At 42.0% G+C, this 14,136-nt stretch carries 11 protein-coding genes; 1 reads left to right on the top strand and 10 read right to left on the bottom strand.

Annotated features, from left to right (window positions below):
- Window positions 1–3: 3 nt before the first annotated feature.
- From B3317_RS07585 to B3317_RS07540, 10 genes are all read right to left on the bottom strand, one after another.
- The gene (locus B3317_RS07585) at window positions 4–1,305 is read right to left on the bottom strand and encodes a phenylacetate--CoA ligase family protein (RefSeq protein ID WP_291110269.1); all 1,302 of its coding nucleotides are present in this window, start codon (window positions 1,303–1,305) and stop codon (window positions 4–6) included.
- A gap of 31 nt (window positions 1,306–1,336) precedes the next feature.
- A complete protein-coding gene (locus B3317_RS07580) occupies window positions 1,337–2,647 on the bottom strand; it encodes a pyridoxal phosphate-dependent aminotransferase (RefSeq protein WP_291110267.1) in 1,311 nt (436 codons plus the stop codon).
- Window positions 2,648–3,359: 712 nt separating this feature from the next.
- Window positions 3,360–3,944, bottom strand: a complete 585-nt coding sequence (locus tag B3317_RS07575) for an indolepyruvate oxidoreductase subunit beta (protein WP_291110265.1) — start codon at window positions 3,942–3,944, stop codon at window positions 3,360–3,362.
- A 1-nt stretch (window position 3,945) separates the two neighbouring features.
- The gene (locus tag B3317_RS07570) at window positions 3,946–5,532 is read right to left on the bottom strand and encodes a thiamine pyrophosphate-dependent enzyme (protein WP_291110263.1); all 1,587 of its coding nucleotides are present in this window, start codon (window positions 5,530–5,532) and stop codon (window positions 3,946–3,948) included.
- On the bottom strand, window positions 5,533–6,297 hold the full coding sequence (locus B3317_RS07565) for an amidohydrolase (protein ID WP_291110261.1): 765 nt from the start codon (window positions 6,295–6,297) through the stop codon (window positions 5,533–5,535).
- 136 nt (window positions 6,298–6,433) lie between these two features.
- Window positions 6,434–7,507 (bottom strand): AMP-binding protein, encoded by a 1,074-nt coding sequence (locus B3317_RS07560; RefSeq protein ID WP_291110259.1) that lies wholly within the window; start codon window positions 7,505–7,507, stop codon window positions 6,434–6,436.
- A 26-nt stretch (window positions 7,508–7,533) separates the two neighbouring features.
- Complete coding sequence (locus B3317_RS07555; RefSeq protein WP_291110257.1) at window positions 7,534–8,598, bottom strand: o-succinylbenzoate synthase; 1,065 nt, start codon at window positions 8,596–8,598, stop codon at window positions 7,534–7,536.
- Between the two features lie 79 nt (window positions 8,599–8,677).
- Window positions 8,678–9,499: a 1,4-dihydroxy-2-naphthoyl-CoA synthase gene (gene menB, locus B3317_RS07550; protein WP_006797756.1), complete on the bottom strand. Its 822-nt coding sequence runs from the start codon at window positions 9,497–9,499 to the stop codon at window positions 8,678–8,680.
- 126 nt (window positions 9,500–9,625) lie between these two features.
- Entirely contained in the window at window positions 9,626–11,287 is a 1,662-nt protein-coding gene (gene menD / locus B3317_RS07545) for a 2-succinyl-5-enolpyruvyl-6-hydroxy-3-cyclohexene-1-carboxylic-acid synthase (protein ID WP_291110253.1), read from the bottom strand.
- A gap of 73 nt (window positions 11,288–11,360) precedes the next feature.
- Complete coding sequence (locus B3317_RS07540; protein ID WP_291110251.1) at window positions 11,361–12,452, bottom strand: isochorismate synthase; 1,092 nt, start codon at window positions 12,450–12,452, stop codon at window positions 11,361–11,363.
- 287 nt (window positions 12,453–12,739) lie between these two features.
- Between B3317_RS07540 and lpdA the strand changes: the two genes are divergently transcribed.
- Window positions 12,740–14,089 carry a dihydrolipoyl dehydrogenase gene (gene lpdA, locus B3317_RS07535; protein ID WP_291110249.1) on the top strand — a complete coding sequence of 450 codons (1,350 nt, stop codon included), beginning with the start codon at window positions 12,740–12,742 and terminating at the stop codon, window positions 14,087–14,089.
- The last annotated feature ends 47 nt before the right edge of the window (window positions 14,090–14,136 follow it).

Below are 14,136 nucleotides of genomic sequence, written 5' to 3'. Positions count from 1 at the left end.
TAATCAATTAAAGATACGTTTATCAATTACACGTTGTGCCTTACCTTCACTTCGTTTGATACTGTACGGCTCAACCAGTTTTATATCGGCACTGATTCCCAGCACGCTTTGCAGGCGATGGGCTATCTTCTTTTTCAATGCCATAATCTTTGAGATTTCATCAGAAAAATACCCGTCGCGGACTTCAACCTGTACTTCCAGTATATCCAGATTGTTTACCCGGTCTACTATCAGCAGATAGTGCGGTTCAAATTCTTCCATTTCCAGTATTACACTTTCTATCTGCGATGGGAATACATTCACGCCACGGATAATCAGCATATCGTCGCTGCGTCCTACTATCCGGCTCATACGCACACTGGTACGCCCGCATTTGCAGGGTTCCTCTATCATTGAACAAAGGTCTTTTGTACGGTAACGCAATAACGGCAAGCCCTCTTTTGTAAGTGTGGTAAATACCAATTCCCCCTGTTCTCCATATGGCAATTGTTCCAATGTATCAGGTGATATAATTTCCGGTAAAAAATGGTCATCTATAATATGCGACCCGTCTTTGTACTGGCATTCGTGTGACACACCCGGCCCCATCACTTCACTCAATCCGTAAATATTGTAAGCGTTTATCCCAAGTTTTGCTTCTATTTCTTTTCTCATATTTTCTGTCCACGGTTCTGCCCCGAAAATACCCGTACGCAATTTGAATTCTTCACGTGGTATCCCTGCCTTTTCCATGGCTTCGGCCAGGTATAAAGCATAAGAAGGAGTACAGGCAATGGCTGTAACTCCAAAGTCGTGCATAAGCTGAATTTGTTTCGATGTATTTCCGCTCGACATGGGAATGACCGTTGCCCCAAGACGTTCTACTCCATAATGCAATCCCAATCCACCGGTAAATAATCCATAGCCATATGCCACCGAAAAAATATCGTGCGGGTTTGTTCCGTACGCGCTCAGGCTACGGGCTATCATTTCAGACCAGATAGATAAATCGCGGCGGGTATAGCCCACAACCGTTGGTTTGCCTGTGGTCCCGGATGATGCATGCAGCCTTATTATTTCAGACATCGGCAAGGCAAATAACCCGTAAGGATAATTGTCCCGTAAATCCTGCTTCGTAGTAAACGGTAACTTTACAATATCGTCCACCGTCTTTATATCGTCAGGCATTATATTCATCTCCTGCATTTTGCGACGATAGAACGGTGTATTATGATACACTCTGTCTACCAGCTTTCGCAGACGCTCACCTTGCAGATTACGCTTATCTTCGGGGCTCATGCACTCTTTAGGTTCATTCCAAATCATAATATGTTAGTTTTTTTAGTCGTTTATCCTGTTAATGGTCTAATCTGAAAAACCTCAATCTTTCATCCAGTACAGTGTATAAATCATCATGCATGCGCGAGCAGCACGCCCTGATGCCCTGTTGTTCGCTTCCTGTAGTAGACAGAGCTATGGAACTGATTCCATAATAAAGCAACTCCCGCATCAACTCGGCACAGGACATATCTTTATAACCGACTGTAAAAAAGAATCCGTCGGAAATATCCCTGTCAATATCTTTATCATATACTACATGAAAACCGTATTTATTGAATAGCTCCTTCATACGGTGGGCACGCCTGCCATATTCACTTGTTTCTTTCACAAAATCCAGTTCGCCGTCCGATGCGGCTCTTAGCATAGCAGCATAGCCATACTGAGTGGAATGAGTTATGCCGGATGTTATCATATATAGTATTTCCCCGATAAATACAGGTCCGAAAATACCCGAACCGGAATACCTCTGCGCCAATGCTTCAAATTTACGGGAAAATAATTTATCCGAAATACAAAGAACTGCGGCGCGTTGTCCTGCATAGCTGAATATCTTGGAAGCCGAAAGCATCAGAATGTAATTACCGGTATATCTGGCCACAGTAGGCACAAAAGGCGCTTGAAAAGGCTTACCGAAGTCGGTACGGAAATCCATTGCAAAGTAAGCCAGATCTTCAAGAACTATTACATCATATTTAGTGGCCAATTCTCCTATTATCTGCAATTCATCCTCCGTCAGACATATCCAGGCCGGATTATTCGGATTGGAATATACGATAGAAGATATATTGCCCTTTTCCAATAATTCTTCAAGTTTAGCTTTTAAGCCTCCCCCCCTGTAATTGTAGACATCAAATTCTATATATTTAATATCAAGTATTTTCAATTGGGATTTCTGTATAGGAAAGCCGGGATCGATAAATAATACAGTATCCTTATCTTTATCTCGTTGGTTGCAGGCGATAAAGGAACTGAAAGAACCGGCAACCGAACCTGTAACCGGTATGCATGAGCCTGATGATATATCAACATCGAGAAACGCTTTAACAAAACGGGATGCTTCTTCCTTCAACACAGGAATACCCGCAGCAGCCGGATACATCGAAGCTACGCCCTCATCCAACGCTTTTTTCTCCGCATCTATACCTATCCGGCAGGGTTTAAGTCCCGGTACACCCTGATCCATACGGATAAAAGGAATGCCTGTAATCTGTTCGAGGCTCGAAGCCAATAGGAGTACCTCCCCTATAGTAGCTTTCTCCAGATCGGCTATCTTTAGTTCGTTTACAACCTGATTTACCAGATCCTGACTGAATATTCTGTTTTGCATTTTTATACTACTTGTTAAAATCTGACATATCTGACAACTTTTTCTGCTGTTTTCATTTTATTATTTTACTTTTATTAACTATATATAGTTAAAAAGTAACAGAGGTAACACAATTTACGCTTTCTTCATTCCTGTTACTTTTTACTTAAAACTTAATACTTGTTAAAACCTGACAAACCTGACACATTTCATATGTTTTTCATTTGTCAACTTTTCTCTCATATTCTTCATTTTTCGCTTTTCACTTTTCATTTCTACACCCCCCGCTCGCGCAGACGTCCCGTGTCTGTGTGTTGTGTAGCAAACATTTTTGACCTGTCAACAAGACACGGACTGGAAGTCCGCGCCAGCGGGGGATAAAAGGTAACAAAGGTAACAGAAATCAATGTACCGATTAATCAATTTGCCGATGTGCCAATGTTTTTAACGAAAAATGAAAAACGAAGAGCTAAAAGTGATAAGTGATAAATATTTTTCACTCTTAATTTTTAGTTTTTCATTTTCTTTCACTTTTAGTTTAAAACATTTGCTAATATGCTAATTTACAAATCTGCTAATTATTTTTTCAAAGAGCTAAAAGCTAACAGCTAGGGGCTAATAGCTTACTATATAGATAAACTTTTACCAAAAAAATATAATCCTCGGGCACTTAGCCTGCAATACCCCGGATGTTTCGTTCTTGAGACATAGCAAACAAGAATCATTCCTCTCATTATTCCATTTGTTTTTCGCCTGCGCGTTTCCCCTCCCTGAAGGCTTTTATATTCATATCCACTACAGATTCTCCTTTACGGCCGAATACCTGCGCAATAGCTTCTTCCAGTTTTGATGCTTCTATACCCAGTATCACAGAAGCAGCTCCCAGCAATACCATATTGGCAGCCCTGGCCACTTTAGCATCTTTAGCAATAGCATCCACATCCAGAAGTATGACATTGGGCAATGAAGATAATTCTTTAAGGATCGTATCCGGTTCGGGATAATTGGGAATATTAACATAAGGCGAAATATTGGTTACCACCCAACCCTCTTCGGATAAGTACGGAATATAGCGTAAAGCCTCCATCGGTTCCAATGATATAATGGCATCTGCACCTCCTTTTGCAATAAGGTCGGAATGTATCGGTACCGACGATATACGGAGATTGGACTGTACATCCCCTCCCCGTTGGCTCATACCGTGCACCTCGGCCTGTTTGATATGCAACCCCTCCCGAAGCGAGGCTTCTCCAATAATGGCAGCAATGGAAAGTATCCCTTGTCCGCCTACACCTGAAAGTATTATATCGAGTTTCATATTATTTTTTCTTTCCATGTTTTTTCAGTGTCTGTATACATTCTCTGCGAGGGATAATAACTGAAACACCGTTATATTCAATTTCTTCACGAATAATATCCTTTATCTCCTCTATATTCTTCGGTAACGGAATCACAATGCGCAGGTGTTCTCTTTCCACACCAACACCAAGACATATATCCTCCAGTTTCCCGTATCCTGCAGAATCCTGCCCTCCGGTCATAGCTGTAGTCAAATTATCTGAAATAACAATGGTCACACTGGCATTCGAATTTACGGCATCTAACAATCCTGTAATTCCTGAATGAGTGAAAGTGGAATCGCCAATAACCGCTACCGATGGGAACAAACCTCCATCAGCAGCACCTTTAGCCATCGTTATGGACGCACCCATATCCACACAGGTATCTATGGCCCGGAAAGGTGGCAATGCGCCAAGCGTATAACAACCTATATCACTGAACACTTTTGCATTCTCATATTCGCGGAGCACTTCATTCAACGCATCATATACATCCCTGTGTCCGCACCCTGTACATAATGCAGGTGGACGGGCTACGACATTTTCACTTGCTCCCTGATACACTTTAACCGAGAAACCCAATGCTGCGCGAACATTGTCGGGTGTAAGTTCTCCTACCCGTGGCAATTCACCAGTCAGGCGTCCTTTAATCTTTCCTGTTTCATCCAGCAATCCGCGAAGCTGCTCTTCTACAAAAGGTTGTCCGTCTTCGAGAATCAAGACCTCATCGCATTCATTCAGCACTTCCCGTATAAGCTCTTTCGGCAAAGGATACTGTGATATTTTCAACACGGTGCGGTCACATCCGTCCGGAAAGCTCTCCATCAGGTAGTTATACCCTATTCCGCAAGCAATGATACCTTGCCTGCTACCCTTCTTATAAAGATTATAAGGGGATTCGGCCGAAATCTTCTCCAGTCCGGGTTGTGCAGTCAAAAGTTCGTTGTATCTTCTTCTCGCATTTACAGGAAGCAGTACCCAACGTGATTTGTCTTCGGGAAACTTTATTTCATTCTGTCCTCTGATTCCGGATATTTCAACCACAGCGCGCGAATGTGCCATACGGGTAGTCAGTCTCATCAAGACAGGCAATTCGTATTTTTCCGAAACATCGAAGGCATAACGCACCATATCATATGCCTCCTGTTGCGACGATGGTTCGAATATAGGTGTAAACGCAAACTTACCATAAAAACGCGAGTCCTGCTCATTCTGCGAAGAATGCATCGAGGGATCGTCAGCCACAAGGACTACCAGTCCGCCATTTGTTCCCGTCATAGCCGAATTTACAAAGGCATCGGCTGCTACATTCAGTCCCACATGTTTCATACACACCAGTGCGCGTTTCCCTATATACGACACGCCTAAAGCCGTTTCCATAGCCGTTTTCTCATTGGTACACCATTGACTGTGAATATTCCGTTCCTGTGCCAATGGCGAATCCTGAATGTATTCTGTGATTTCTGTAGAAGGCGTTCCGGGATAAGCGTAAACTCCCGTGATACCTGCATGGATAGCACCCAGGGCAATAGCCTGGTCTCCCAGCATTAATAGTTTTTCTCTCATTTAGTTGATTATTCTGTATTTATCGGCATCGTTGAGCGCCGGAAATTTTTCACGAAAGTCTTTTAACATCTGCATATCTATTTCTCCGCAAACTGCATTCTCCAGACCATCTTCTGCCGATACAATGGATTTCCCCATATAATCGAGCAGTACGGTACCTCCATTATAGCTGTTGCCGGGATCATTCCCTACCCTGTTCACTCCCGCTACATAACAAAGGTTCTCTATAGCGCGCGCTTTGAGCAGAGTATTCCATGCATCGATACGGACGGTAGGCCAGTTGGCGACATAGATAATCATATCATAATCGCCCCTGTTTCTGGAAAATACAGGGAAGCGCAGATCATAGCAGATTTGCAGTAATATTCTAACCCCCTTATATTCTACTATTACCCTTTCATCTCCTGCTGCATATTCTTTGTCCTCACCTGAGAATGTAAACAGATGCTTTTTATTATAAGCGGTATAACTGCCGTCGGGTTTTACGAAATAGAAACGATTGTAATATCTTCCTCCGTCTTCAACTGACACGCTTCCTGCAATCGCCGCTTTCTTTTTCATAGCAATTGTTTGCATCCATTGAAGAGTCACGGTGTCAGCCTTTTCCGCAACTTCTGCGGGGGCCATACAAAAACCGGAGGTAAACATTTCAGGTAAGATAACCAAATCTGCCTGTGGCAACGTGTCGATTATCGTCTCTGCGTGCGTCCTGTTTTCATTTGGCTTTTGCCATTGTATGTCGGTTTGTAATAGTATAATGTTCATGTGCATTAGATATATGCACCGAAGATAAAGATTTTTAGCGAAAAGCCGAAATGACAATTTGCAATTTTAAATGATTTAAGGATATTATTTTAATAATTATATGAAAAGAGTTTGAACAAGATGATAAAATACCCCATTAAAGTTCATTTACCAACTTCTTCAATTCTACACGGCTTATCTTCCCTGTCTCTGTTAAAGGGATTTTATCTACCTTAATAATCTTCTTAGGAGTATAATATGCAGGTTGGATATCTTTAAATATAGCCGGATCAATATCTTCTTCCACTGCAAGAATTAGTACTTCTCCAAATTTAGGATCGGGAAGGGATGTAACAGCAAAAGAGCTATTGATAAGGGGCTTCAGTATCTTTTCAACTTCTTCTATCTGAATCTTTATTCCTCCGCTGTTAATTACATTATCTTTGCGTCCTGTGATACGGAAGCTTCCGTCTTTATCTATCTCCGCAATATCGTTCGTATAAAGTTTTTCACTTGTTACCAACGGCGCATCTATTATCAGTGTATTATCATCCGATAATGATAGCGCAACAGATGGAAACGGGATATACGATCCGGAAGCACTCTCTCCGTTCAGCCTGCGCAAAGCAATGTGCGAAAGGGTCTCGGTCATTCCATATGTAGAATATATTTTGTTAGGGTGAGTTTTTAGTTTTTCTTCCAGACGGGAGTCGATCGCCCCTCCTCCTATTATCAGATTTTTTATTTTTTCCAGTTTCTTCCGCTCTTTATCAGACTCCAAGCTATTATACACCTGCATAGGGATCATCGCGGCAAAATCGAACGTAACTTTTGTATCTTTCAGCGGGTTGCCGGACGGGGTGACAGGATATAAGTCCAGGCCTGCGATCAATGCACGTACCACCATCATTTTACCTGCAATATAGTCTAGCGACATACACAGCAGGGCTTTGTTTCCTTCTTTTAATCCGAGGAAAGAACAGGTAAATTCCGCACTGCGCATCATCCGCTCTTTTTCCACCATCATTTCTTTGGGTATACCTGTAGAACCTGATGTTTGTACCCTAATCAACGGTGAACGTGAAAACCATTCCTTCAGGAATAAATAAAGACTATAATGAAAATCCGACTTTAGGGCAAAGGCGGGTATTCCTTTGCTCCGGAAAATATCAGGAGTATAGGAGCCTCCGTCTATTGTTATTATTTGTCTTTTTATGTAAAGTTGATACATATATTTTATAAGTGAAAAGTGAAGAACTAAAAATGTAGAATATTTTTCACTTTTCGTTTTTCATTTTTCGTTTTTATTTCGTACCACAGACAGTCTCCCTGTATAAACAATGGCATCTCTATATTGTTCGTATATAATGCTCCCGTACCAAGCCCTTGAGGAAGCGGATTATTGTAAGTAGAACACCATTGGGCTATCGCGTTCAACCCGATATTCGATTCCAAAGCGGAAGTTATCCACCAGCCGATATCCATTGACCGGGCCAATTCTATCCATTCGGTTGCACCGATGATTCCTCCATGTAAGGTAGGTTTCAGAATAATATATTGCGGTTTTATAGTTTCCAGCAAGCGTTTCTTTTCTTCAGGCTGGTTAACTCCGATCAGTTCCTCATCGAGCGCTATCGGCAAAGGTGTTATTTCTGTTAGTCTGGACATATCGTCCCATTGTCCGGCACGAATGGGTTGTTCGATAGAATGCAAATCCAGTTCGGCCAGCCGTTTCAATTTTTCCGGTGCATCGTCCGGCGAAAATGCCCCGTTTGCATCCACACGCAATGTTATTTTATCAGGGTCATAATGTTTACGGATATAGCGAAGGAGGTCTAGTTCCTGGTCAAAATTGATGGCTCCAATCTTGAGTTTTACACAGTGAAAACCCTGTTCCAACTTAGATTCTATCTGTTCGAGCATGTAATCATAATCGCCCATCCATATAAGCCCGTTGATAGGAATCCCTTTCTCTCCCCGGGCAAACGGAGTATCCCATAAACGGAAACTGCCTTGCTCCAACTGCCTCATTGCTGTCTCCAGACCAAAGAGAATGGATGGATACGGACGCAATGTTTCTATATCCAGTTTTCCGTCCTGCTCCAGTTTTTGGCAAAAATAAGATAGCCTATCCTCATAATTTTCGTCATAGTCGCAGCTAAGATCAAAAAGTGGGGCACACTCCCCTATTCCCCAGCGTTCGGGCCGGGATGTATCAGCCGCCACCACATACCATATTTTATGGTCGTGATAAACTCCACGCGATGTCCCTACGGGACGCTTAAAATGGAGAGTATAGGGTATAATCCTAGTTTTAAGCATACTAAGATACGAGTTAACAAGACACGAGATACAAGTTTGTTCTTACTAGTACCTTGTATCTTGTCTACTTGTTTACTAATTAAGGAAACTTAGGAAACTTTTTGAAGTCCGGCTTACGCTTTTCGAGGAATGCATGCTTTCCTTCCTGCGCCTCATCTGTCAGGTAATAAAGTAAAGTCGCATTTCCTGCCAGTTCCTGAATACCAGATTGCCCGTCAAGTTCGGCATTGAGTCCCATTTTTATCATGCGCAGCGCCATAGGGCTGTGTTGCATCATTTCGTGCGCCCATTTCACGGTTTCGTCTTCCAACTGATCGAAAGGCACAACAGTGTTTACCAGTCCCATATCCAGAGCTTCCTGCGCTGAATACTGACGACAAAGGAACCATATTTCACGAGCCTTTTTTTGTCCCACTATACGCGCCAGATATGATGACCCGAATCCGGCATCGAAGCTGCCTACACGAGGGCCGGTTTGTCCGAAGATCGCATTTTCGGACGCAATAGACAGGTCACAAACAACGTGCAATACATGTCCCCCACCAATAGCATAACCGTTTACCATAGCAATAACAGGCTTAGGCATTGAGCGTATTTGTTTCTGCACTTCAAGCACCTGCAAGCGTGGGACACCATCTTTACCTATATATCCGCCTTTACCTTTCACATTCTGGTCTCCTCCAGCACAGAAAGCTTTATCTCCCGCGCCTGTAAGCACTACGACATAGATATCCTGATTTTCGTGACATATACGAAGCGCATCACTGATCTCCATAGTCGTGGTAGGAGTAAATGCGTTGCGATAACGCGGACGGTTGATTGTTATACGACCTATCCCTTCGAAATAATCGAACAGGATTTCTTCATATTCTTTAATGGTTTGCCATTCTCTTGTTGCCATAATATTATTTTTTCAATTTGCTAATTAGTAAATATGCCAATGTGCCAATAAATATATCATCAAGTATCAAATTATACAACCAGCCGTTGTTCTATTGGCACATTGGCATATTGTCACATTAATTCATTATTTTAGTTTATGATAATAATCCTTAAAAACTACTTTGCTTACTTCCATATCAGTAATTACTTCAAGCACCATAGATTTCTGGATCGTCTCATTCATAAATGTCTCGAAAGCCTTACTCAGTTCTTCCCCGTTGGTAGCCGAAAGATATTTCATGCCCGAAGCCCGCACCCATTCTCCAGCTCCGGTATTATGCGTTGCAGCAACATATTGCTTCAGCGATGGAGCCTTATTCAATCCCGGTAGCAGGTGGAAAATACCGCCACCGCCATTATTGACGAGCAGTATCCGGAGATTCTTTATATGTGAAATATTCCACAATGAATTCAGTCCGTAAAAGAAACTCAGATCGCCTATAACCAAATAGGTTATGCCCTCGTAAACGGATGCAAAACCAATAGCCGAAGACAATGAACTTTCTATCCCGTTCGTCCCGCGATTACAAAATACATTTACCGATTTATCCAATAAGTAAAGCTGTGCATTGCGCACGGTAGAGCTATTTGCCAAATGCAAAACAGAATTTCCGGGTAAGCGTTTCAGAAAATCACCCATAGCCTGGATATCGGAAAACGGTGTCTCAGAAGACGGTTCCGTTATCTTCTCCGAAGCCTCTTTCCATAAGCCGGAATATGGCCTTTGTTCATCTGCCGAAATGGCATTATACAAAGCTTTGAGAAATTTCTCGTTATCAGTCTCAACCAAATCTGTGAGGGATTGGAAAAGGTCTACCACTTCGCCCGACGGTGTAATATGCCAGTGACTTACAGGCTTATTCCCTCTTAGAAATTGCTTCAATCGCTTTGAAACGATATGCCCACCGATAGTAACAACCAAATCGGGTACAAAATCAGTCTTCTTTTCGTCGGGGATAGCATATAATAAAGCATCGAAATTGGATATGAACAAAGGTGAAACACAATTGGACGGATGCTCTACCAATACAATGCAATCATTCCGTCCCACTAATTTCTCCAAAACCTTTACTAATCCGGGAGATTTTGGTAACTGCCCAACTATAATCATACGTTTGGGCAAATGGTTCCACTTATCCGAAAAAGGTGTTGTATCAACCGATTTTTCAATAGAGGCAAGATTTATTTTTCTTACCTCGGGAAGTTTCTCCACCGAATAATCGAATAAGGGTTCCGATATAGGTACATTGATATGTACAGGCCCCTGAGCATCAGTCATACAATCAATCAAGGCCTCATTTATAAGACGGTTGCAAAACCATGTATCCCGTTCTGTTTCTATTTCCGGCAGATTCACAGATTTCTTTACCAACGAACCGAAAACTCCTGCCTGCGGCAATGTCTGCCCGTCCATTTGTCCTATCCATTCCTGCGAACGGTCCGCCGAAACCACTATCAGAGGTAATTGCTGGTAGTATGCCTCCGCTACAGCCGGAGCATAATTGAGCAAGGCGGTACCCGATGTACAACAGATTACGACAGGCTTACGGGTACACTGGATAATACCCAGTGCATAGAATGCCGCATTGCGCTCGTCCACGATTACATGACAATCGAAAGACGAATCCTGCGAAAATGTCTGCATCAATGGTGCATTGCGTGAACCGGGAGACATTACCACATGCCGTATCCCGTACGCTTTGAGTATCGCTACCGTTTGTAATACATTTTTCTTTACTGAGAACATTTTAGTTACAATTTAAAAACGAAAAGTGAAAAGTGAAAAATACTTTTAATTCTTCGTTCTTCATTTTTCACTTTTAAATTACCGACAATATCGTTTGCAATTTATTTTCTGTTTCTTCCCATTCCGGTTTCAGTTCGGAAGAAAGAAGCATACCTCCTCCCGCATAAAGCCGAAGCAGATCCTCCCCCATCTGCATACACCTCAGATTTACATACAGGCGGCTGCTGCCCTCGATATCCAATGGACCTACAAACCCCGAATAATAGCGACGGTCATACGATTCATTCTTAAGGATAAAAATGAAAGCCGATTCTTTCGGAAACCCGCATACTGCGGGGCTGGGATGCAACAAGGCGAGCAGATCGCCTATCTTGTATCCATCTTTCAGCTTAAACGAGAATTTGGTTTTCAAATGCTCTATATTTCCTGCCTGTGCAGTAAATGGCCCACTCTGTATTACATCTCCACACAGTTGATTAAGCTGCTGCTGCATATAATCAACAACAATCTGCTGCTCTTTCCGGTTCTTATCATCCCAATCTTCGGGCGATACTTTTTTAGTGCCTGCCAGCGCTACAGTTTTATAGATTCCATTCTGCTCCGAAACAAGCAATTCGGGAGAAATACCCATCCAGGCCCCGGTTTGGGGAGTATTGCATAGAAATACAAAGTTGGAATGATATTTCCCACATGCCTCACGGAAAGACGTACCTGCCGAAAAACTACGCTTCCTTTCCACATCGAATGTACGGGAAAGCACCAGTTTTTGTAATTTATTTTCAGACAACGCTGAATAAAAGGTAGTATAGTCAGAGCTATATTGGGTGAACGAATTAACAGAGGTCTGATTATGAATATTAATCGCCGATGAAATCCCTTCAGAATGATAATCTGATAAATAGCTGAATACTACCGCTTCTCCTTTCAGACAGATATCAGGATGAATAACAATAAGAGGAGTATCTTCCGAAATACGAAAAGGAGCAATAACAAAACCTGTCTTTCCATTCAGATCGGACAAAGAATCTAAACATAGAGCAGCCTGCGATGTTTGTAATACCAGATGTATATCTTGTTGCCTTGCCTGCCTGTATACGGCAAAGGATACATTTTTTTCAATCAGGGAATCAAAAATACTATAATCGAAATCTTGATTAAATTCCATTTAAAACATAACGTTGATTAAAATCTAATTTACAAAAGTACACTAAATAGGGCATCATACAGCTATATTCAGTTGACTTTTTTAGCCCAAAATATGTTGTACAACATATTTATAAACCTGTATATTTTTTCAAGCAGAGCTACAACCGTTTCACATGCATGAATTTGTAACATTGAGTTTGCATTATAGATAGAATCTATCTAATAGATATAATCAATTTCTATAAAACAAAATGTTAAACAGCATTGTTAATCAAGCACTAAATAAGATATTAAATAATAACAACTATGGAACATGATATAGCAATTATCGGAGGTGGCCCGGCAGGATACAATGCTGCAGAAAAGGCTGCCCTGAACGGTTTGAGAACAATACTCTTCGAGAAAAACGCAATCGGGGGTGTTTGTCTGAACGAAGGGTGTATCCCAACCAAGACATTACTCTATTCAGCTAAAACACTGGATAATATAAAAAGTGCGTCAAAATATGGTATCTCTGTAGAAGGCAAACCGACCTTCGACCTGCCTAAAATTATCTCCCGGAAAGATAAGGTTGTAAAAAAACTGACTGCCGGCGTAAGTGCCAAACTGAGTTTCAACGGGGTTACAGTTGTACAAGGTGCAGCCGGCATTGTGAATGAAGATAACGGTCTGTTCCAAATTAAAAGCGGTGAGAATACATACTCCGTAAAATATATATTATTGTGTACCGGCTCCGAAACGATTATCCCGCCTATCAAAGGATTGTCGGAAGTAGACTACTGGACTTCGAAAGAGGCTTTGGAATCGAAAGAATTGCCCAAATCTCTGGCCATTATCGGCGGCGGTGTTATCGGCATCGAATTTGCTTCATTCTTTAACAGTATGGGAGTAAAAGTAAATGTAATAGAGATGATGCCCGAAATACTCGGTGCAATGGATAAAGAAACCTCAGCCATGCTGCGCACCGATTACACAAAGAAAGGGGTTACTTTCCGTCTGAACACAAAAGTAGTGGAAGTAACGAAAAAAGGTGTTGTAGTAGAAAAAGACGGCAAATCAGAAACCATCGAAGCCGACCGCATACTCGTAAGCGTAGGCCGCAGGCCGATAGTAAAAGGCTTCGGACTCGAAAATCTGAACATTGAAATGCTGAGAAACGGTATTAAAGTGAATGAATACATGCAGACCAGCAATCCTCGTGTATATGCCGCAGGTGATGTTACCGGATTCTCATTACTGGCTCACACAGCGATCCGTGAAGGCGAGGTTGCTATAAGCCATATTGTAGGCGAAGATGATAAGATGAGCTACAAAGCCATCCCCGGAGTGGTTTATACCAATCCCGAACTGGCAGGTGTAGGTAAAACTGAAGAAGAACTGAATGCAAACGGCGAATCATTCCGTGTACTGAAACTGCCAATGGCTTACTCAGGCCGTTTCGTAGCCGAAAATGAGGTGGGCAACGGGCTATGTAAGATAATTGTGGATGACGACGACCGCATTATCGGTTGTCATATGCTCGGTAATCCGGCATCGGAACTCATTGTTATTGCAGGAATAGCAATTGAAAACGGCGACACAGTGGAAGAATTCCGCAAACATGTATATCCTCACCCTACCGTGAGCGAAATTATACACGAAACGTTATTCTCATGAATTATAATTTCAAGATTTCAAAATCTCAGATTTCAAGATTAAAAAGA

Source organism: Dysgonomonas sp. UBA7710 (genome assembly GCF_002482385.1).
Lineage (GTDB): Bacteria > Bacteroidota > Bacteroidia > Bacteroidales > Dysgonomonadaceae > Dysgonomonas.
The sequence above is the reverse complement of the archived record's forward strand: the minus strand, read 5'-3'. Positions and strand labels throughout refer to the sequence as shown.